Here is a 20,931-nt window from a genome sequence, read left to right as displayed (position 1 = left end):
GGCTGCTGATCACCGCGCTCGCCACGCACGCCCGCGCCCTGCTCCACGCGAACGACACGCACGAACCGCTCGGCTGGCGCCGCTCGAACGTGCTGAGCGTCCTCACCGCCGCCCTGCACGCCCACGGAGACGAGCGCGCGCCCGACGAGGCGGCGCGCGCGGCGGGCTGGGCCGACGAGATCGCCACGAGGCACGTGAAGCCCGAGCATCGCGAGGCCTTCCTGAGGGCCGCGCTGCTCGACCTTCCCGGCCCGCTGCGTCCCGGCCCTCCCGCCGTGTGAACGAATGATCGGACCCGCGCTTACGACGAAGCGCGGTCCTTGAGGGCCGTGGCGAACACGACGAGCCACGCCAGACACAGCGCGAACAGCGGCGCGGCGGGCAGATAGTGCAGACCGACCGCGCCGTCGAGCGCCGCCGCGGGAAACGTCAGGCTCAACGCGACCGCTCCGGCGGTCACGCGAGCACGCAGCATCGACACCCCGAGCATGGACGAGCCCACGGTCATCATCATGAGGCCCGGCACGGTGAGCACCCCGAATCCCACGCTCCAGAGCGCCGCACTGAAGCGGAAGCCGAGCCAGTAGTCCGTCACGTTGCCCAGCGCGCCCAGCGTGAAGCCCAGCGCGACGCACCACCGAGCGACCCGGGCAGCACGACCACCGGAGGGAACGTGACGCCACCACGTCCCGAGGCCGAGCAGCAGCGCCACGAGGACGAACAGCAGCGGACGGCCGTACGCCTGCTGGACGTCGATCGGTTCGGACCATCCGAACGCCGACGTGCACGCCGCGTGGAGCGCGACGAGCAACGGTGGACCGCCGATCCCGCTCCAACCACCCGCGAGGAAACCGGCCACGGCCAGGAACGGCGTCGTGACGAGCCCGAGCGCCGCTCCGGAGAGTCCGAGGAGCAGACCGCTCCGGAACCGCACGCGGGTCGTTGCACCCGGAGGCGTGTCCGTGAGGGCGACCTGCTGCGGCGAGACGGTCGAACCTGAAGGTGTGCCGCGCTCTGTCGTCATTTGAAGTGACTGTAGATCGAGTTCGATGATTTCCGCGTGATGCGAAGTTCGTGCGTGAGGTGACGCGGCGCACCCGTGGGGTAGTACGCGTCCTTGCCTTCTCGTGGAGTTGGGGTTGACCCCGGCTCGACGTGAGGAGCGGGCTGCAAAGACGTGGATGTGGGGTCGGTCGGACCGGTTTGTTGACGTGCTTGCCGAAGGGTTCTGATTTCGAACTTCTACCGGATGTGTTGTCGGGAATGGTGGTCCTCGCTGTCTAGACAATCGCGAATTTTTATAAATGGAGGAGAGTGATTCATCCACCCATTCCCCTCGCATCCAGGCCCTCCCTCCTCGCCCAAGCACAAGCACCAGCAGGGGAGAGGGAAGGGAGGGTCGCGGCGGCACCCGCGCGCCCAGCGAACGCAGCAGCTCCTCCGCCACGAACACCCCCGGAAGCGGCAGGTGTAGCGTTCGTACGCGCCTCGTGCGGCCTCGTCGCGGGTGTCGGTGAAGGGCGCCTTCCTCGTAGAGGCGTTTCTCGAGGTCTCTCCACGCGCGCAGCCACGTTGCGAGGGTGCGGGAGTCGAGCGGCTCGCGCTCGAGGGGCTCGTACGCTCCTTCGAGCTGGGTCCACGTGAGGGGCGTGCGGTCGAGCGGCATGACTTCAGTGATACGGGTACTTCTAGTGAAAGTCCAGTTGTCTATACATAGCTGTACAGAGGTTTGTAAAGAAATCGTCGCGTTCCAGTCCGCTTCGAGTCCGCGTGAATCACCCCGTCCGGACATAGGGTCACCACGACGCATGCCCAGACACGCCCCACCCAGCACACCCGCCATGACCGCACTGATCGCCCGCGCCCTGCGCGAGCACGACACCTGGCGCGACGCACCCAGGCCCTGGCCCAGACCGCCCGGATGGTATCCTGACCACCGACGCATGCCACGCGCGAAACTCCCCAACACGCACGACATGACCGTGTACGTCGCGTCCTGGCTGCGCACCCAGCAAGGCCGCGCGGACGTCGCGCGCGCCCTCGACACCGGCGACTACACGCCCCTCGCCATCGGCGGCCTCCCCCTCGACGACGCCGTCAAAACCCACTACCGCGCGTGGCAGCTCGTGCAGCTCGCGCAGGACAAGGGCGAGCCGCTGTCCGACGTCAGCGTCCGCCGGCTCCTCGACGGCGTCCCCCCGGGCGAGCACCCCGCCACGCTCACGAAGCACCGCGTCGTGTACGTCCGACCGCTCGGCACCTTCGTCCGCCTGCCCGTCCGCACTCCCAAGACGAACCTCGAAGCGGCCGTGCGGCTCGGCATCGTCGAGGGCGTCCTCGTCCGCACCCCCGACGAGGAGCACGGCCTGTACGTCGGGCTGTCCAACGAGGCGAGCACCGTCATCGAGCGCGCCATGCGCGGCAAGAACTGGACGCACAACCTCTACCAGGACGAGGAGCACCCCACCCTCGGCGTGGAGTACCGCGGCGAGGGCCTCAGCGACGAAGCGAACGTCGAACGCGTCCGCAAACTCGACCCGCGCATGGGCGACATCTCCCGCTTCTTCCTCGCCAAGGCCCTCGAGAAGGAACTCGGCGCGGGCGGCACGCAGGCCCGCTTCATCGACGTGACCGTCAGCCTCAACGAGATCGCGCGCGCGCTCGGCTACCGCCCGCACCCCAAGGGCGGCATGCGCGCCGAGGACCTCGTCAAGACGCACGACGCCATCAGCGACCTCGAAAGCCTCTACCTCGTGCGGCTTCCCGACGGCAGTCAGCAACTCCAGGTGGGCCGCTCGCTCGTCAGTCGCGACGGACGCCCGCTGCGCCCGCCGGGCGTGCGGCTGTTCGCGCTGATGCGCACGGACGTCGTGGACGAACGCACGCCCGCCGAGCGCGTGGTGGGCGGGCGGCGCCTCACGAACGTCTTCACGTTCGTGCTGGGCGACTGGGCACGCGAGTACCAGCGGAACTACGCCCCGATCTTCCGCAGCATCATCGAACTGCCCGCGAACACCGTCGTGAACGTCTGGGTCAAGCAGTTCGCGATGGAACTCGCGTTCCTCTTCGTCGGTGGGCGGCAGACGCAGCGTCTCACGCTGCGCGTGGAGGATCTCCTGCGGCGCGCGTCGGTGCTGGACGAGGTGGAGAAGCTGCGCGAGCGTCGCCGCCCGCAGGAGGCCGTGCGGCGCTTCGAGGAGGTGCTGGACACGCTCGGGAAGCTCGGCGTGCACGACGGCTGGGCGTACACGCCCGAGAGCGAGAGCGCGATCGGTCAGGCGGACGGGAAGCGCTGGCTGCTGGACGTGTGGCTCGCGGCGGACGTGACGATCAAACCGCCCGTGGCGCTCCTGTCGACGTTCTCGCGGATGCTGGAGTCGGGTCAGGACACCTGAACGCGTGCATTTCACCCCCAGGTGTCGCGCGCAAACCGAGCATTTCCGTGCGCGCGAGGCCGTGTCGGGCGCGGGAACGTGCGCGGGAGATTCGCACGCACCCCAGTTGGTACGCGCATTTCGTGCATTTCACCCCCCAGGTGTCGCGCGCAACTCGTGCAATTCACCCCCCAGTTGGTGCGCGCACTTCGTGCATTTCACCCCCCAGGTGTCGCGCGCAAACGGAAGGCGAGCATCAGGAGAACACCGTCCAGAACACGTTTTCTCTGAGTCGGCCTTCGACACGCGAAAAAGGGCCCGAACCACGCCGCGACCACCTCGCCTGACGTCCGGACGGCAAAAACGGACGTGTTACCCTCCTTGAAGCGCAGGTTCATGAGGAGGTCCACCAAGATGTAGAGCTTCGAGACGCACAACGAAACAGCCCCCCGAAGGGGGGCACGAGGCACGCGAAGCACGTGAGCGAACGTATGCCGGGAACAGTCCACCAAGACGTGCACCCAGCATAACAGGCCCGCTCACGCACCTCAATCACGCCCATTCGCGTGAAGGTCACCTCAACACCCACCGGCGCGGTCCACGCGGACCGCCGCCCACCCGTCCACGTCCCGAAAGGAGCGCCCCTTGACCAGCCCGACTCAAGCCGCGGACGCCGAACACCTCGTCTTGCTCGCCGCGCAACAGCGGCTCATCCAGCGCCGCGCGAACGACGCCGCGCTACGCGAGACCCTCCGCGACGCATCACGCGAACCTCACCGCCCACGACGCACCCACCAGCCCCTCCCGCCCAGGGTCACGCCATCCGAGGCGCCCACGGCCACGGACGCGTCCCGTCTGCGGGCCTCGCACGCGGCGCTGCGCGCGAGAAGACGCGCCGCACCGCCTCGCTCCGCCCGACCCGAACCGCATGCACTCGCGGAGCGGACCGTCACGCTCGCCGAGCCGATCCTCGAACAGTCCGTTCGTCCCAGAGCTCACGCGCGCGCCCGCGCCGTCCTGCGCGCCCTCGCGGAAGCCGCGTACACTCTCGTGCAGCTCCGGGGGCACAGCGACCACGTCACCACCTACACGTACTTCACCGTCCTCGACGTGCTGCCCGTCGCGACCGGCCTGTCCGCCGCCACCTGCGAACGCGCCGTCTCCGACCTCCGCGAAGCCGGCCTCATCGCCACGCACCGCTGGCACACCCCACAACAATTCCTCGACGCCAAAACCGGTGAGCTCTACGAGCGTGACGCGTGCGGCGGCGTGTGGCTCGCCGTGACGCTCCAGCCTCAGCGCGGGCGCCGCGCCCGCCTGTACCCGCACGAACTTCCCCACGAAGCGCCCCGTGACCTCACCCGCGACCGCAAGATCGGCCGCACCGCCTGGACCGTCCGCAAGGAACACCAACCCACGAGCCGCGAGGACGGCCCGAAGGAAGTGAGGGAACCAGTTTCCTGTGAGACAGGAAGATCTTCTATAAACTGCTTGTTATACTGGGCGTTACCAGAAACCCAATCCAACCCCCTCGTTAAAGAAGGTTCCCTCACTTCACCCGACGCCCCCCGCACCCCCGACACGCCCACCACCCCCACCGACGTCGTCTGGACCCTCCAGGCCGTCCTCAGCGCTCACCCCCAGCACCGCCGCGAAGCCGTCCAGAAAGCCGCCACGCACCTCGCGCGCCTCCTCCGCGACCAGCACTCCACCAGGCACTACTACCGCGTCCTCTGGCGCGCCACCACCGCCGAATTCCAGGGCGTCCCCGCCTTCCGGCAACTCCAGCACGCCCTGCAACGCGTCCTCATCGCCACCACCGAACTCGACGTCCACCACCCCGGCGCGCTCCTCATCCACGAACTCCGCCACGCCGGCTGGTGGGACGCCGTCTACCACGCCAGAGCCACCTGAAAGGCAGGACTTCTCGCGCCGCACCACCCCACGGCCGGACCGGGACAGCCACGACCACCCACGTGAACCGACACGGACCCAACGTCACCTCCTGAACCCCACCTGCAGCCGACACTTGAACCTGACGTCACGTCAGGTCCTACAGTGATCCTGTCAGGCAAGGAGGCAGCGATGAGCGAACACCACCACACCTGGCGAATCGGCGAACTGGCCAGACAGACAGGCCTCACCGTACGCACGCTCCACCACTACGACCGATGCGGACTGCTCACCCCGACCACACGCACCTCCGGAGGCCACCGCTGCTACACCCACGACGACGTGCTCCGACTGCAACGCATCATCACGCTCCGAAGTTGCGGGCTCACCCTGGAAGACATCCGCGAGGTTCTGCTCGAAGACACGGACGGTGACCTGACCGCCCGCCTGCACCGTCAACTGAAGGTCGTCACCGAACGCGCCAGACAGGCGCTCGTCCTGCGCGACCGACTCCTCGGCATCCTCGACGCCCTCCAGCGAACAAGCGAACCGCCCGTCACCGAGTTGCTGCGCCTCATCGAGGACACCACCGCCATGAGCCAGCCATGGACACCCGAAGAGCTGACGCGCCTCAAAACGACCCGGTCACGCGCCACGCAGGAGATGAGCAGCGAGGCGTTCACGACCCTGCGCGAGCAGCGCCGACAGGTCTGGGCGGCGCTCAGACCCGGCGAGCGGACCTTCATGGTGGAGTCCCGACGCGCGACCCTCAGCACGCAGGAAGACACGGAGCGCTGAACCTCATGACACCACACGACCTCGACCCGGCCGAACTCCAGCGATGGCTGGACGACGCGCGAATCATCCGCGTCGTCGACAGGTACTTCAGGGCCCTAGACGACCGGCAGTACACGGAAGCCACCTTCGACCGGGTCGTCACGCCTGACATCCGCGTCATTCGCCCTAACGGCGCGGTGACGGTGGGACGGACGGCCATCGTGGAGAGTCACGCCCGCAGCTTTACCCGCTTCGCCGCCACCCAGCACCTCCTCGGCGGTCACGACGTCGACATCGAAGGCGCGACCGCGATCGTCCGCGCGAACCTCATCGCGATTCACCTCTGGAACGACCGTCCCGCCGACGCAAACCTGCAGGACCGCTCATTCACCGCGGGTGGCGTCGTTCGTGCGGCCCTGCGGCGCACCACCGAGGGCTGGCGCATCTCGGAACTGAGGAACGACGTGACCTGGCGGACAGGGGACGTCGGAAGCATGCGGGACACGCGGTAACGTCCGGGCACCCAGGAAGGACGCGTGACGTGCCGCCGGACACCCCCTGCGAGCGTTCGCCCATCTGGTGAAGAGTCGCCCGCCTCATTCGCCTCGTGGTCCGCCTCAAGTCCAGCACGGGCACGACCCCGCCCTTCACGCTGGACGCATGCCACTCGACCGGCCCGAACCAGCATCACACCCGCGGTCCCCGGGGGTGGCGCTTGTCGTGCTGAGCGTCGCGTTCACGCTGCACGTCCGGCAGCTGTTCAGCCTGCGCGCCGAGCAGCGCCGCACGAACGCCCTGCTGATGGAGGTGGGCGGCGACGGACGCGTCCCGCACCCCGGCATCGGGGAGTGCGACCGGTACTTCGTGCCGGTCAAGGCGCGGCAGCACGAGGTGATGCTCCTGGCCCTCGCGGGCGCCTCGCGCGCAGCGATGTGGCTCATGGAGCGGATGGAAGGCGCGACCCGGCGTCTGGCGGAGTACGACTTCGAGCGTCACGACGCGGGTAGGCGACACGATCCGACGGACGATTGAGCGGGCGTGACTGTCCGGTTCGCCTCGCCGGTGACATCTGGCCGGGGAAGTGACGCGGCCGTTGGTTTGAAGATGCCCCCGAAGTACATCGGGGGCGCCCATGGTCGTTTGGCCCGGGAGGCCGAGAGCCCTTTGTGACGCCCACGCGGAGCGCCGCCACCTGGTGCATCGAGCGTAAACGACGAACAGAACGTGGGCCGCGAACGTACACGCAGTCTGAACGCCACGCGCGGCCGTGTCGGTCAGGAACGACTTCTTCCGCGTCCGCCCCTGGGTGCCGACGCCCCTCGACACCAAGATGACGCGGACGGAGGCGCCACCGAGCAGGAACGCGCCCGCGCCCCGGGCGGGGTAGAGTGCCGTCATGCGACAACGACCCCTGGGTCACTCCGGCCTGCTCGTCTCCGAAGTCGGACTCGGCTGCAACAACTTCGGCGCCCGCCTCGACCAGGACGCCACCACCGCCGTGGTGCGCCGCGCCCTCGACGCGGGCATCACGCTCTTCGACACCGCGGACGTCTACGGCAACCGCGGCGGATCCGAGACGATGCTCGGCCGCGCGCTCGGCAGCGAACGCGCCCGGGTGATCCTCGCGAGCAAGTTCGGCGCGCCGATGGACGACGGCGGTCAGCAGCAGGGCGGACGGCCCGAGTACGTCCGCCAGGCGCTGGAGGCGAGCCTCCGCCGGCTCGGCACGGACCACCTCGACCTGTACCAGCTGCACCGACCCGACCCCTCCACGCCCGTGGAGGACACGCTCGGCGCGCTCGACGAGGCCGTCCGGGCGGGCCTCGTGCGCTTCGTGGGCGTGTCGAACATGAACGCCGAGGGTGTGCGCGCCGCCGATGAGGTCGCGCGGTCGCGTGATCTGACGCGCTTCACGAGCTGTCAGGACGAGTACAGCCTCCTCGTCCGGGACGTGGAGCGCGACCTCATCCCGACCATGCGGGACCTCGGCCTGGGCCTCCTGCCGTACTTCCCCCTCGCGAGCGGTCTGCTGAGCGGCAAGTACCACGCGGGTCAGCCCCTGCCGGAAGGGGCGCGTCTGACGGGCTCGCCGGGCGCGCGGGACCGTTATCTCACGGAGCGCAACTGGCGCGTCGTGGAGGACCTGCGCGTGTTCGCGGCGTCGCGAGGTCGGACACTGCTGGACCTCGCGTTCGCGTGGCTGCTCGCGAACGACGTGACGAGCAGCGTGATCGCGGGCGCCACCCGACCTGAGCAGATCGACGCGAATGTCGCGGCGGCTTCGTGGACCCTGACGTCCGACGAGCTGGCGGAGGTGAACGCCCTCACCGCCTGAAGTGAGAGGAAGCGTCCGGCTCGTCCGGCTTGAGGCGGGTATTCGGTCTTATCGGGCGGCCGGATTTACCCAACTGAGAAGCGCACAAATGCACACACGAGTAAACCTGCCAGTACCATCCCTACAGACATGACGACCTTGCCCAGTCGTGAGGGCTGAGTGTCCATCGCGACGGCGCCACGGTCTCTGGCGACCTGATTGCCCAAGTGAATTGTGTTGGGGTCGTATCTGACATCTAACACATCGCCTATAGATATGACCTTTTCCGCTGCGGCAATGGCTAAGTCGGGCATTTTTTTGATAAAATCACCCCAATCCATGTCAGGCGTTTTTGTCACTGTAAGATTTAAAAGAGCCAATGGTTGAACGCGAGCAGACGCCGGCCCACGATCAGTCATGAACTGCACCAGGACGTATGCCTCTGCGTTTTCGTGATACCAGCCAGCCCTTGGCTCAAGGCTTTCGGAGCCAGCAGAGGTAGACCCAATCGAGACGACAGTAGCGTCAACAACAGGGAATCGATTTTCATCATACTTGGTCCCCGCCATAAACACCTCAATGTAAAATAAAATTAATCCCAAAATAGTAAATGTGATGCCGAGCAACCCAAAAAGTAAAAGAATGAGGAAAACAAGCATCGAGACCAGGATAAACCCTGATCTCGCTGGGGGAGGCTGCAGACCTGGCGCACGGTGCTGTGCCACCACGCACCAGAAGGGGCACGATACTGCCTTGGGTCAGGCGCGACGAAGCTGGAGGCCTATCGTGCCTCCAGGCGACAAGGGAGCTGCTGAACTTCGAATGAAGGTGGTCCTGCGGGCGGCTCAGTACGCTGAGCGCATGCACGGCCTCACCTCGAACCGTCACGTCCGCGCCCTCGCAATGGTGATCGCCTCGACGCTCACTGCATGCGGTGCTCCGGGAACCCCGTCCGCTCTTGGGCCACTCGTGGTTCATGCTGGCAGCGCGACGTACACGACAATCGATGGACCTGAGGCGACGTTTGAGGGCATCGTGCGCGTGCGCGCGCTTGGTGACCCCACTCCGAACAAGATCGGCGGGCGCGACTACCAGCTCGTCACGGCGACTGAAACGTTGCCGATGCCCGCCGCGCGTGACATGGTCGCTCCGTTCGTGAACCGTGAGGTGATTGTGGATGGCAAGATCCTTACCCAGCAGTGGCCGGACGACGGCCAGATGCACGCTGAACTGTGGATTGGCACCATTCGGACTCGTTAAGTGAGCAGGTCGCCGGAAGCATGTTCGTGGCATGGTCGACAGCTCCGGATGTCGGTCGTGGAGTAGGCGCGGCACAGTACGCTCGTGTCGTGAGTGACCGTTAGGTTCTTCTGATTTGGATCGGTGGTGCGGTCGCGCCCCTTGCCTTCCTGCTTTACGCACGCACAACGTCGACGGACGTTCTTCTGACTCGGTAGGGCGACGTCCCTCGCGTTCCTTGCAGCACGACTCCCGTTTTTAATGTTCGCCTTCTTCTACCCGGGCTGAGACCTTTCGTTTTCGGGCGTTACGGGTCTCCATCGATGAAACCGACTGGCGTTGCCTGTACATTGAGGTGTGCGTGACCGGAACGCGAAAGGCCTGATCTACATGCTCTGTGCGCTCATGATGGCGCCCGACGGCGTCCGTCAGTTCGCCAGCCCGCACCCCACGCCTTCCCTGCAGGTGGCCATGTTCGTGATGACCGCTGTACAGGGATTGACGCTGTTGGTGACCCGATGGAACGAGCGGGTCCAACTCGTTGGTTACTCGGCGATCCTGCTGGCGTTCAGCGGTTGGACGTGGTCGGCGGGCGCCACCTACGACGTCGTGGTGCTGACGTCGATCGGGCTCTTCAGTGCGCTCGGTGTCTTGTGGCTGGGTCGTCAGGGTCGGCGCTCGACTCAGGCGCACATGGAATGACCCGCTGAGTCGGTGCGCTGCATGAGCGCTGGAAGCTGAGCACCACCTGAAAGGCCACCCGAAGGGCGGCGGCCGGATCAGTCACGCCGTTCCAGCGTCTGGTCGTCACGTCGTACACGGGCGGCCGGTCGCCCTGCGAGAACAGGTAGAGCTTCGCCCGTTCGTTCCAGACGACGCCCTCCAGAGACTGAGAACCGGAATCGCACGGGGCCGTCATGTGCCTGAACCGTGCAGGCGGCGTCGATACGCGCGTCCATGTGGCGGGGAACACCTCCGGATGCGCGCGCAGGTCGAGCGCATCAACCGTCACCGTGGAGGGGCCCCATCCGAACACGTCGCCCACATCGTGCTTGATGAGCGACGACGTCCTGCTCGCTGACGACCCGTGACGCTTCAACGGTTCACGGCGTCCCTCAGGCTGATCGTCAGCGCGAGCGGCGTGCCGGTCGGCACCTGCCCGACCGTGACGAAGGACGACCTGTTCTCCGGCAGGGCGAACACCTTCGCGAGTTCGCCACGCGGGACCGTCGCGAGGTCGAGGGGTGTGCTCGTCATCGTGACGGCGCCCGGTGTGATCGTCGTCGTGCTCCGGTCCGACCTCGGGTGCGCGCGGCCCGGACGGTCGAGCAGATCGGGCCGCGGTGACCTCCCGACGGGCGAGGGCGGCGCGTGAGGGACGTCAGGGCCGTCACCTGTGACGACGCCCTGACGTCCCTTCGATCCGTTTGGTGCTCAGCCGCGCAGCAGCTCCGCGTACAGGTGCTCCAGACACTCGTCCACGCTCAGGAAGTACCGCCGCTCACCGGACGAACCCTGCCGGATGGACGCTCGCCAGGTCGGTCCCTCGGCGGCGCCTTCGTACCAGAGGCGCAGCACGTACACGCGTCCGTCGGGCGTGAGCGCTCGTCGGTTGTCGGTCGTCTCGACGTCCATCTCCATCCTCGTCTCCTCGCCGGGTTCCACGTCGAGCGATGGGTCCGCGCTGACCTTGCCCTTCGCGCGCCGGGGTGTTCGGATCACGAGCCGAAATAGAGGTCGACGTCACCGGAGAAGGTCGGGGTGGCCATGGGGAAACCCTGGACGGAGGCGCCTCCCGATCTGAGGGTGCCGGTGTACGTCACCTTCCCGACGGAGGTGAAGGTCGTGACCGTACCCGCGAGGTTCGTGTCGAAGTGGCCCACGTCGTTGAGGGTGTCGTGATCGGTTCGTCCGCCGCCCGCGTCGTGATCGAACTCGTAGCGGATCTCGTACGTGCCCGTCCCCAGCGCGAGGCCCTCGGCGCTCGCGTTGAGCTGCAGGTACCCTCCGGTGAGGCGGTCACGTGACGTCTGCCCGTACGGGCTGGTGTTCGGCAGGTTGTACGGCAGGTCGTGGCCGTTCCATGTTCTCAGGGGGTAGACGCACTTGAACTGACCTTCGAACACCTCCTCGCACGCGCCGCCGTCGTCGGTGACGGTCACGTTCGAGATGAGCCGCAGGGTGTTGCGGCCCGTTTCGTTGGGTACGACGTCCACGCTGACCGCGACCGGGTTGATGTCCGGCTTTTGGGTGGGCGCGGTGTACGTGCCGCTCGCGACGTTCGCTTCGTCCTTGCTCACGTGGCCGTTCGTGGCGTCACCTCCGGCCGTGCCGTTGACGGACCAGTCGCGGGTGAAGGGCGTCAGCGTGTACGGCGCGCAGGACGTGACGAGGGGAGCGAGCAGCGTGTCCGTGTCGGTGGTGGGACCGACGCAGGTCACCAGGGTCAACTTGACGCGCTGCCCGACCTTGACGGAGGTCTGCTGCGGGTCGAGCTTGAACGCCTCGGCCCAGGTCCAGTCGCTGAAGTGGTTCGTCCGGACCGAGACGGTGCGGGCGCTCCGGTCCTGCGTGGTGTCGAGGTGCGCCTGCCAGGCGCCCGTGGCGTCCTGTGAGGCGACGCTCAGGGCGCCGCCGAACGTGGGGTCGTACGCGAAGGTGAGGTGGACGTTCTGCCTGAAGGTGACGCCTTCGGGTCCGAGGCGGTACGCGCCGCCACCGGCTCGTGGCGCGGTGCGTGTGATGGGCTGCACGCTGAGGTCGGTCGGAGCGTCGAGCGCGCCGGCGGGAACGGTGACGGTGAGCGCGCCGTCCGCTGACGTGAGCGTGCCGCCTTCGGGACCGATGGTGACGTGGCGCGCGTCGCCGGTGGGCGTGCCGACCGGGAAGGTCGTCGGTGCGGCGTCGCGCTGTTCGGTGGGCGCGGCGCCGCACGCGACGAGGGTCGCGCCGAGCAGCAGGCCGGGCAGCAGGTGACGGTGGAGCAGGACAGGTGGACGCATCATCATTTCTCCCGGGTGTCGTTTCAGTCGCGGTAGAAGAACAGGCCTTCCTGCTTGCCGTCCTCCACGAGGACCATGGCGGACCGGCCGTCACGGACGCCCACGCCCCACCTGTACTGGTCCGGGTTGGGGTACCACTGCTTCTCGTAGCTGCGTGAGGCGTTGCAGGTGTCCTCGAACTTCTGTGTCGCGTTGGTCGCGGTGAACACGACCCGGTCGCCCTGCACCGCGACGGTGCCCGTGTGGTACTTGAAGAAGTTGATGTTGCAGCCGTACATGTTCGATTCGATGTAGCTGCTGAACACGAAGGTGCCGTCCGCGTTGATCTGGTACCACATGCCGTTCCCGTTGCCCGGCGTCCACGTGCCGCTCACCGGGTTGTAGTACCCGCCGCCGCTGGTGCCCGTCGTGCTCCACTTGCCGACGAGCTCGGCGGGGACGGCGGTGCGGGGCGCGTCGGCGGGTGGGGTGGCCGCGCCAGGTTCGTCGAAGGCGAGCATCGTGACGTTCACGTTCGCGGTGGAGGGGCGGACGCGGCCGAGGGTCTTCTCGTCCGGGCTGTAGATGCCGAGGTTGTCCTCCGCGCCGAACTCGCCTTTGGGTGCGTTGTCCTTCCACGCGATCACGGCGTACTCGCCGTCGGCGAGCGTGCCGGTCGTGAAGGTCGCCTGACGGCCCGTCTGCTCGATGACGACGCCGTCCGCGTTGTCCCAGTCACAGGCGTCGTTTTTGACGGGGCAGACGATGAGGTACGTGCCCTGCACGTCCGCGCTTCCGGGCGCGGTCACGGTGCCGCTGATGGTCCGTGTGCCCGGCTGCGGTGTCGGCTGGTTGATGCCGCCGCCGGGAAGTGGGGCGGGTGTGGTGACGGGTGGGGTGCCGCAGGCGGTGAGCAGGCTGGTGGAGATGAGGAACGCGCCGAGCAGTGTGGTTGTCCGCATGTGGTTCTCCTTGTGCCGGTCGGGTCGGACCGTCTCGTGGTGTGCAACGGCACTGTAGGGGCGGCACCCTGACACGCCGATGTTGCCCGGCCGGTTCCCCTGCGGTCCGGACGACACGCTCGTACTCTGCTCGGACGTGACGACGCGCCCGGACACACGCGCGGACGGCGGTCACGGCCGGCATGACGGCGGCGTGATGAGACGCCCGACGTCGTCCTGAACGCGCGGACGCGCGCCTGACCACCTTCGCGTCACGCGTCCGTGGCGCCGATCAGGTGCGGCGCGAGGAGGTCAGGTCGTCGTGAACTGCCGCGCGAGCGCGTCGAGCGCCTGTTCGGCCTTCTGGGCGCCCTGCGTGTCGTCGACGGCCACGTACGCCCGCAGCGCCTCGTCGTACGCCCGCCTCGCCTCGCTCGACCGCATGGAGCGCTGCGCGGCTTCGCCGGAGCGCAGCAGCCACGGCGCCGCCTGCCGGAGATCGCCGCCCTCCTGCCAGTGCCTCGCGACGCGGGCGGGTTCGGCGTCCATCCGTGCGAGCGCCCGCGCGCCCGCGCGGTGCAGCAGTCGACTCACCGTGACCGGGATGCCCGCGAGGACCGCTTCGAGGACGAGGTCGTGCGCGAAGCGCTCCCCGGTCATGACGTGCGCCGCCTCCAGCTCGTCCCAGGCGGAGGCCGTGTCGAGCAGGGACGTGCCGAGCACCTGCGCGACGAGCTCGATGGTGAAGTCGGCGCGCAGCACGGCGGCGGCACGCGCCACCTGCAGCGTCTCCTCGGGCAGTCGGTCGAGTCGTTCGGTGATCGTGGCGAGCACCGTGGTGGGCGCGCCGAGCGCCAGGTCGTCCGGGTCGAGCGTGCCGCGTTCGTACACGTTCTTCACGGCTTCGAGCACGAACTGCGGGTTGCCGCCCGTCACGCGCCGCAGGGGACCGAGCAGCGCGGCCGGATCGGGCAGTTCGAGGTCGCGCAGCAGGTCGTGCAGGGCGTCGTCGTCGAGTCCGGTGAGTTCGACGAGGACCGCGACGCCCGACCGGACGAGATGATCGACCGTGGCGAACGCTTCGGGCGTGAGTTCCCCACGCCGGAAGATGGAGATGTGCCGCGGCATGCCTTCACGGGCGCCGAGCGGCGCGCGGGACAGCATGTACGTGCCGAGCTCCACGGTCGCCAGATCGTAGTACTGGGTGTCGTCGGTGATGACGCCCGCGAAGCCGGGGGAGGTGAGCCGCACCATCTCCATGTGCGCGGCGAAGAACTGCAGGCGGTCCTGATCGCCGACGAGGGGCGGCAGGTCCTCGCCGTCACGCAGTTCGGGCAGGACGCGTGACAGGCCGCGTCGAGCCCAGTCGGGCAGCTGCGCGTGCGGCGCGGCCGCGAGACGCGCGCGGGCGTTCCGGGCGGCGCTGCCGTACGGGATGTCCCGCAGGCCGGGCCGGGCGGGCAGGTACAGCGCGCGTCCCTTGCTGCGCACGAAGTCCTGCGCGAGGCGAGTCTTGCCGACCCCCGGGTCGCCCGTGAGGTAGATCAGCTTGCCGGCGGTCCAGGCGTCCTCCAGTTGCGCCCAGGCGGCTTCACGGCCGAGCAGGGTGGGTGGGCGCAGCACGCTCACCGGAAGCTGCGTCGGGGGCGTGACGCTCACGTCGCGCTCGACGTGCAGGTTCCCCTGGTCGATGCGCCGAGCGAGCCGGGCGGTCTGCGCTGAAGGTTCGGTGTCCAGTTCACGCTGCAGCGCGCTCTTGCAGCGGTGGTAGGCGCGCAGGGCGGCGGGACGATCACCGTTGTGGTAGTGGAGACGCATCAGGGTGCGGTGCGCGTCCTCGTCGAGAGGGTCGAGGGTGAGCAGACGCTCGGTGAGCGCGATCGCTTCGAGCCACCGACCCTGCTGCTCGAGTTGCCGCGCGCCTGTCCGGTAGGCGTGCGCCCGCCGCGTGCTGGTCAGGTCACGTCGGGCGAGGAGCCACTCGTGCAGGTCAGGGCAGACGTCGAGGTCGACGCCGTCGAGAAAGGCGCCGCCCGGCAGCGCGCGCGTCGCGTGCTCGTCGCTCAGCACGCTGACGTCCACGCTGACGTCGTCCGTCAGGGCCAGCGGATCGCCCGCCCTGGTGATGTCGGCGCCGCACGCGGCGCGTAGACGGCGCAGCAGGTGCAGCAGGTTGTTCCTGCCGACCGCTCCGGGGGTGTCCGGCCAGAGCAGCGCGACCAGTCGAGCGCGCGCGGTGGGACCCTCGAGGGCGAGGTAGGCGAGCAGCGCGGCCGTCTTTCGTTCGCACGGCACGACCCGACCGTCCGGTCCGACGAGACGTGGTGGGCCCAGCAACTCCAGCCGCCATCCGGCTGAGCGTGTCGACATGCCTCGACAGTACCAAAGGTGACGTCCGGACGTGAGGCGCGCGGTCCCTCAGCCGTTCGCGTTCGTCGCGCCGTTCGTGAGGGCGCGGTGGACGGGATGGGCACGCACGAACCGCTCGCGGGCGCCTTCGGGAACGTGCCGTTCGGCCGTGTCGCGCAGCCAGCGACGGGCGTCCTCCAGCGTGGCGGCGGCGTCCGCACGGCCGTTGCTGCGCCGCGCGTCGTGGACGATGAGCAGCGCCTCACCGCGCGTCATGTCCGCGGCCGTGACGTGCTCGAGCAACCGCGCGGCGCGCTCCGCGTGCGTGAGGGCGTCCGCATGACGACCCAACGTCAGCAGCGCGCGCGTGACGCGCAGTTCGGCCGTCAGTTCGTACTGACCCAGCTCGTGCGTGCGGGCGACGTCGAGCGCGCCCTGCGCGTACCGCAGCGCCTCGAGTGGTGTGGACGCCTCGGCGCGCGCGAGCAGGTAACGTGCCCGCCACAGGGGACGGCCGCCCCCGCCCTCGTCCAGCAACGCCCGCGCGGTCTCGAGGAGGTCCGTGCCGTCCTCACCGCGGCTCACCTCGAGGCGAGCGAGGCTGAGCAGCGCCCGCAGCCGAAAGGTGTCCGGCATTTCCGGCACGTCCAGAGCGGCGCTCAGCAGGGGCCGCGCGCGCTCGACCTCACCGAGGGTGAGCCAGACCTCCGCTTCGCACGCGCGGTAGTACGCGGGCAGCCAGACGTGCGGCCGCTCTCCCAGCGCGCGCGCCTGGGCGAAGGAGGCCAGCGCGGCCGAGTACTCACCGAGATCCGCGTACGCGAACGCGAGCAGCGCGTGACCGGTCGGGCTGCTCCACAGGCCCTCCGCGTTTCCCTCCAGGGTTCGCGCGCGCTCCAGCAGCCCGAGCGCTTCACGCACCCGCCCGAGGTCACTCAGGCACACCGAGAGGTTCCGCAACGCCACCAGCAGGTTCGCGGTGTCCCCGAGGCGTTCCAGCAGCGCGCAGGCACGCCGGTGGTACCCTTCGGCTTCACGGTGCCGGTCCTGATGGTCGAGCACCACCGCCAGGCTGCTCAGGTTGCTGGCCAGCGCCTCCGTCTCCCCGAGCGGTTCGAGACGGCGCACCGCTTCCTCGAGCGCGTCACGGGCTTCCACCCCGCGGTCCTGCGCCCAGAACGCCGCGCCAAGGTCGGCGAGCAGGTTCGCGTGCACCTCCGGCGCCGCGTGCCCGGCGAGGGCGTCCAGACCACGCCGCGCGGCGACTTCCGCGCGGCGCCCCTCACCGCACATGTTGAACACCTCCGCCTGCAGCTGCCACGCCAGCGCGGCCTGCACGGGCGTCGATGCCCGCTCCAGCACGACGTTGAGGGCGCACTGACGCAGCTCGCCGGTCGTCGCTCGGCGCGAGCGCCCGCGCGGCCTGCACCCACACCTCGAACGCCGCGTCCGGGTCGCCCTGAGCGTGCAGCAGACGCGCCGCGTGATCGAAGTGAGCCGCCGCCTCATGAAGGCGAAGGGACGCCTGCGCCGCGCGGGCGGCGCGCAGCAGCCACGGGGTGGCCTGCGTGTCCAGCCCGGCGTCCACCCAGTGCCGCGCGATCACGGCGGGCGGCGCGCCGTGACTCCGCGAGAACACGCGCCGCCGCGCGCTGCAGCAGACGCCGCGTCGCGCTCGGGATGTCCGTGAAGATCGCCTCGCCGATCAGGTCATGAACGAACCGCTCACCCCGCACGATCTGCGCGGCCTCCAGCTCCTCCCACGCCGCGACCACCTCCAGCAGCGGCGCGGACAGCATGGCCGCGACGAGCTCCGGTGAGAAGTCACGCCGCAGCACCGCGCTCGCGCGCGCCGCGTGCACCGCGACGTTCGACAGGCGAGAAAGCCGCCGGGTGATGAGCGCGCCCACCTTGCCCGGCAGGGGCGGCGCGCCTCCCTCGCCCGGCGGCGCGTCACGCAGCGACTGAACGCCCTCGAGCAGAAAGAGCGGGTTGCCTCCGGCGGCCTGAACGAGCGTCGACGCGAGTGCCCCTTCGACCGTGACGTTCAGGTTCATGAGCAGCGCACGCGCGGCGTCCTCGTCGAGCGCGCCCAGCTCGATCCACGCGGCCTGCCCCGCGCTCACCATCCCCTCGAAGACGGACCGCGTGAACGGCGACAGCTCGTCATCGCGGTGCACCGCCACGAAGTGCGGCAGCCCACCCGGCCGTCCGAGCGGGAACACCGCGTCGATCAGCACGAACCCCGCCTCGATGGTCGCGTCGTCCACGTAGTGGATGTCGTCGAACAGACACACGTCCACCTGCGCGAGACCCACCTGGAAGACGGAGCGGATGGCGTCATGCAGCCGCGCGTCCGCACGCTCGAGCGGCGCTTCGCCGCTCACGGCGAGGTCAGGCAGCAGCCACGTCAGCGAGCGGCGTGCCCAGTCGGGCAGGTCGGGCTTCGCGAGGTTCAGGACGCGCCGCACGTTCCGCGCGGCCGTCGTGTACGGCGCGAGGTGATCGCCCGGACGTCCTTCCAGTGTCAGGACCCGCCCCTTGCTCTGAGCGAAGTCGAGGGCGAGCCTCGATTTGCCCATCCCGGCTTCCCCACGGACGATGATGAACCGTCCGTCCTGCCACGCGCGTTCCAGCGCCGCCCATTCGCGCTCACGACCGGTCAGGACGGTCGTCGTGGGAACGACCCGCGCCGGTGAGCGTGCCGGGACCACGAGCGGCAGCTGCTCGCTGCGTCCGATCAGCCGCGCCAACTCCCGCGTTTCCGGCATCGGCTCCGTCCGCAGCGCTTCGCGCAGGACGTCCCTCAGACGTTCGTAGACCCGCAACGCCTGCGTGGGTTGACCGTCGAGGTACAGCAGCCGCATCACACGGCGGTGCACGCTTTCCGAGACGGGATCGAAGCTCAACGCGCGCCACGCGACCTCGACGGCCTGACCGTACTCACCCTGCGCTTCCAGCCGCGCGGCGCGCTCCACGAGCAGATGCGCGCGGCGCTGATCGAGCTGCTCACGCTGCACCTCCAGCCAGTCCGAGAAGTCCGGCATCTCCTCGAAGCGGTCGTGGTCGAGCAGGACGCCGTCGAGGACGTCCACCGCGCCGCCGAGCACGTCGCGCGCGTCCACCTGCACCTGCGGCGCGAGGGTCAGCGTGTCCGTGGCGAGCACGAGCGCCTCCCCGTACGTGCCGGTCATCCGGCGAAGCAGCTGCACGAGGTTGTTGCGCGACGCGGACTCCGCACGGTCAGGCCACAACAAGGTCGCGAGACGCGCGCGCGGCACCGGACCTTCGAGCGAGAGGTACGTCAACAACGCGAGCGTCCGGCCCTCACAGCGAAACGCCCGACCGTCCGGCGCGGTGAGCTTCGGGGTGCCCAGCACGGCCAGCCGCCATCTTCGCGACGCGTCCATTCCAGCTCAAGCTATCGCAGGTGAACCTCGCCGCACATGAACACCGTCGGCGCGAGGTGCGGACCCATTTCGATGGTGCGCCCGCTCCCAGGCTCCGTGTCCTCGTCCGCGGCCTTCAGTCCGGTCGGGGCATCGTCGTCGTCGTCGCCGAGGACGCCAGGGGCGCCCGGACGGTCCGCTTCGTTAGTGACCGTCGAGCCCAGCGCGCCCGCAGGATAGCCGCCCGCGAGCACCGGGCAGGTGACCGAGCACGTCCTCGTGTGCCAGGCGCCGAGGTCAACCCGGGCGGCGTGCACTTCACCCATGCCGGGCGCGGCGAGGTCACCGTGTCCGTCGAGGCCGACGACGGTCGGGCCGGCACCGTCCGAAGCGTATTCGGACTCTCCTGGGCTTCACGGGTTGGTTCGCGAGTGCCTGCACGGAAAGCTCACGGGCGGCGAGGAGGGATGTCGCGCCACCGGACGTAGGGGTTTGGGTTCGTTCGGCGTGGGGTGTTGGTCACGGGAATGGAGCGAGCTCCTCACCATCTTTTCTCCGTTATATGTGTTATGGAAGAAAGGGAGGGGCTCCTCTGTCCGCTGACCTGCCAACCTCTCGATGTGTGTCGTTCTTGAGCCCTCGAAACGAGTTCCGGCACGCGCGAGCCCCCGCATGGCCGTGACGTATCATCCGAGGAGCCGACCACGGCGAGCGGGAAGCCGTTTCGATCGACGACGTGTGATTCGCAGCCCAGCCTTCCCCGGCTGGTGGAATCCGGGCTCCCGTGCTGACCGCCGCAGGGTGAAGCGACGGTCGCGGAGTCAAGTGAGGCGCGGCTCCAGTCAAGGACGCCGAACGCGTGGAGACGATCGAGCAGAACACGACGGAGCGCGGGCCACACACCCGCCTGCTGCCACTCGACGAGCCTTCGCCAGCAACAGCCCGGGACGCCCCGACGCCACGTCATTCCACGGTCGTGGCAGAGTTGTCGAGGCAGGTGGCGTCAGGAAGTACGGGTGTGAAGCACGAAGAGAATGCCTTCCAGGGTGAGGCGGTCGTCGATGCGGGGCCGCCCGCCTCCGGCCCTGCGTGGTGGTCAGTGAGGTGTTGTGCAGGGCAGAGACCTGCACCGCAACGACTCCCCCTTGCCGGGGTCGCGCGCCACGCTGGCGAGCGTACCCGCCGGCTGCACAGGCAGTCGTGCGGCATGGCGATGCCTGCTGCCGCTCGTGGGTTCTCCGTCAGCCACGGTACCGGACACGTTGGGCTCGGTCTCCCCTGCCACGGCAGGTGACGCCACCCCATCACGAACGCACTCCTCGACCTGAACGGGTTTGATTCCATCAGGTCGACGGCCGGGAGATCGCGCCGTCACTCGGCGGAACCAGCGGTGTGATGCCAGCGGCCCGCAGACGTCCGATCAGGAACGTCAGGCACGCGCCGGGAAGGTCGGGTTCCGCTTCGAGGGTGCCGTCTCCGAGCCGCGCGACGGGCCAGACCCGTAACGTCCAGCCGTCCACCCGGGGGGTGCTCGTCACCTCGGGGGGCATCACGATCTCCAGGAACACCGTGCCGAACACCTTCGAGGAACGGTCCTCACGCACGCTCCACCTCCTGTGCTCATGCTGCGCCTCGCCGGGATCCGGAACCATCGGCATCGAACCGCACCCGCGC

General features: G+C 68.8%; 20 protein-coding genes. 9 read left to right on the top strand and 11 right to left on the bottom strand.

Annotation, left to right across the window (positions count from 1 at the left end; all coding sequences use genetic code 11):
• Positions 1-281, top strand: a 281-nt coding sequence (locus DEIPI_RS34665; RefSeq protein ID WP_045235206.1) for a hypothetical protein, incomplete at its 5' end; no start/stop codon positions are given.
• 20 nt (positions 282-301) lie between these two features.
• On the opposite strand, the gene DEIPI_RS0125655 is transcribed toward DEIPI_RS34665, so the two are convergent.
• The gene (locus DEIPI_RS0125655) at positions 302-1,024 is read right to left on the bottom strand and encodes a hypothetical protein (protein WP_157464100.1); all 723 of its coding nucleotides are present in this window, start codon (positions 1,022-1,024) and stop codon (positions 302-304) included.
• A 919-nt stretch (positions 1,025-1,943) separates the two neighbouring features.
• Between DEIPI_RS0125655 and DEIPI_RS0125650 the strand changes: the two genes are divergently transcribed.
• The 6 genes from DEIPI_RS0125650 to DEIPI_RS0125620 all read left to right on the top strand — a co-directional run bounded on the left by DEIPI_RS0125650 (position 1,944) and on the right by DEIPI_RS0125620 (position 8,379).
• Positions 1,944-3,395: a hypothetical protein gene (locus tag DEIPI_RS0125650; RefSeq protein WP_027483668.1), complete on the top strand. Its 1,452-nt coding sequence runs from the start codon at positions 1,944-1,946 to the stop codon at positions 3,393-3,395.
• A gap of 624 nt (positions 3,396-4,019) precedes the next feature.
• Positions 4,020-5,288 (top strand): hypothetical protein, encoded by a 1,269-nt coding sequence (locus DEIPI_RS0125640; RefSeq protein WP_027483666.1) that lies wholly within the window; start codon positions 4,020-4,022, stop codon positions 5,286-5,288.
• Between the two features lie 171 nt (positions 5,289-5,459).
• Complete coding sequence (locus DEIPI_RS0125635) at positions 5,460-6,065, top strand: MerR family transcriptional regulator (RefSeq protein ID WP_027483665.1); 606 nt, start codon at positions 5,460-5,462, stop codon at positions 6,063-6,065.
• 5 nt (positions 6,066-6,070) lie between these two features.
• Positions 6,071-6,556 (top strand): nuclear transport factor 2 family protein, encoded by a 486-nt coding sequence (locus DEIPI_RS0125630; protein WP_045235205.1) that lies wholly within the window; start codon positions 6,071-6,073, stop codon positions 6,554-6,556.
• Between the two features lie 148 nt (positions 6,557-6,704).
• On the top strand, positions 6,705-7,076 hold the full coding sequence (locus DEIPI_RS0125625; RefSeq protein WP_157464097.1) for a hypothetical protein: 372 nt from the start codon (positions 6,705-6,707) through the stop codon (positions 7,074-7,076).
• Positions 7,077-7,440: 364 nt separating this feature from the next.
• A complete protein-coding gene (locus DEIPI_RS0125620; RefSeq protein WP_027483662.1) occupies positions 7,441-8,379 on the top strand; it encodes an aldo/keto reductase in 939 nt (312 codons plus the stop codon).
• 65 nt (positions 8,380-8,444) lie between these two features.
• On the opposite strand, the gene DEIPI_RS38495 is transcribed toward DEIPI_RS0125620, so the two are convergent.
• Entirely contained in the window at positions 8,445-9,017 is a 573-nt protein-coding gene (locus DEIPI_RS38495) for a hypothetical protein (protein ID WP_157464095.1), read from the bottom strand.
• Between the two features lie 202 nt (positions 9,018-9,219).
• Here DEIPI_RS38495 and DEIPI_RS0125615 point away from each other — a divergent pair, with 202 nt between their 5' ends.
• Positions 9,220-9,618 (top strand): hypothetical protein, encoded by a 399-nt coding sequence (locus DEIPI_RS0125615; protein ID WP_157464093.1) that lies wholly within the window; start codon positions 9,220-9,222, stop codon positions 9,616-9,618.
• Between the two features lie 336 nt (positions 9,619-9,954).
• Positions 9,955-10,299 carry a hypothetical protein gene (locus tag DEIPI_RS0125610; RefSeq protein ID WP_027483660.1) on the top strand — a complete coding sequence of 115 codons (345 nt, stop codon included), beginning with the start codon at positions 9,955-9,957 and terminating at the stop codon, positions 10,297-10,299.
• 393 nt (positions 10,300-10,692) lie between these two features.
• On the opposite strand, the gene DEIPI_RS38490 is transcribed toward DEIPI_RS0125610, so the two are convergent.
• The 9 genes from DEIPI_RS38490 to DEIPI_RS34655 all read right to left on the bottom strand — a co-directional run bounded on the left by DEIPI_RS38490 (position 10,693) and on the right by DEIPI_RS34655 (position 20,861).
• The gene (locus DEIPI_RS38490; RefSeq protein WP_157464091.1) at positions 10,693-10,854 is read right to left on the bottom strand and encodes a hypothetical protein; all 162 of its coding nucleotides are present in this window, start codon (positions 10,852-10,854) and stop codon (positions 10,693-10,695) included.
• 177 nt (positions 10,855-11,031) lie between these two features.
• Positions 11,032-11,319, bottom strand: coding sequence for a hypothetical protein (locus DEIPI_RS0125595; RefSeq protein ID WP_027483659.1), 288 nt, complete (start codon positions 11,317-11,319; stop codon positions 11,032-11,034).
• Positions 11,316-12,599, bottom strand: coding sequence for a hypothetical protein (locus tag DEIPI_RS34660; RefSeq protein WP_157464089.1), 1,284 nt, complete (start codon positions 12,597-12,599; stop codon positions 11,316-11,318). The genes DEIPI_RS0125595 and DEIPI_RS34660 overlap by 4 nt, the downstream gene beginning before the upstream one ends.
• 23 nt (positions 12,600-12,622) lie before the next feature.
• On the bottom strand, positions 12,623-13,540 hold the full coding sequence (locus DEIPI_RS0125585) for a hypothetical protein (RefSeq protein ID WP_027483658.1): 918 nt from the start codon (positions 13,538-13,540) through the stop codon (positions 12,623-12,625).
• 291 nt (positions 13,541-13,831) lie between these two features.
• On the bottom strand, positions 13,832-15,889 hold the full coding sequence (locus DEIPI_RS0125580; protein WP_027483657.1) for a BTAD domain-containing putative transcriptional regulator: 2,058 nt from the start codon (positions 15,887-15,889) through the stop codon (positions 13,832-13,834).
• Positions 15,890-15,937: 48 nt separating this feature from the next.
• On the bottom strand, positions 15,938-17,206 hold the full coding sequence (locus DEIPI_RS41755) for a tetratricopeptide repeat protein (protein ID WP_027483656.1): 1,269 nt from the start codon (positions 17,204-17,206) through the stop codon (positions 15,938-15,940).
• Between the two features lie 167 nt (positions 17,207-17,373).
• Positions 17,374-19,278: an ATP-binding protein gene (locus DEIPI_RS41750; RefSeq protein WP_027483655.1), complete on the bottom strand. Its 1,905-nt coding sequence runs from the start codon at positions 19,276-19,278 to the stop codon at positions 17,374-17,376.
• 11 nt (positions 19,279-19,289) lie between these two features.
• Positions 19,290-19,583 carry a hypothetical protein gene (locus DEIPI_RS0125565; protein ID WP_027483654.1) on the bottom strand — a complete coding sequence of 98 codons (294 nt, stop codon included), beginning with the start codon at positions 19,581-19,583 and terminating at the stop codon, positions 19,290-19,292.
• A gap of 1,017 nt (positions 19,584-20,600) precedes the next feature.
• Positions 20,601-20,861 carry a hypothetical protein gene (locus tag DEIPI_RS34655; RefSeq protein ID WP_052352024.1) on the bottom strand — a complete coding sequence of 87 codons (261 nt, stop codon included), beginning with the start codon at positions 20,859-20,861 and terminating at the stop codon, positions 20,601-20,603.
• Positions 20,862-20,931: the final 70 nt, after the last annotated feature.

Source organism: Deinococcus pimensis DSM 21231 (assembly GCF_000519345.1).
In the GTDB taxonomy this organism is placed as follows: Bacteria; Deinococcota; Deinococci; order Deinococcales; family Deinococcaceae; genus Deinococcus_A; species Deinococcus_A pimensis.
Note: the sequence above shows the minus strand (reverse complement) of the source record. Positions and strands in the feature narration are given on the sequence as shown.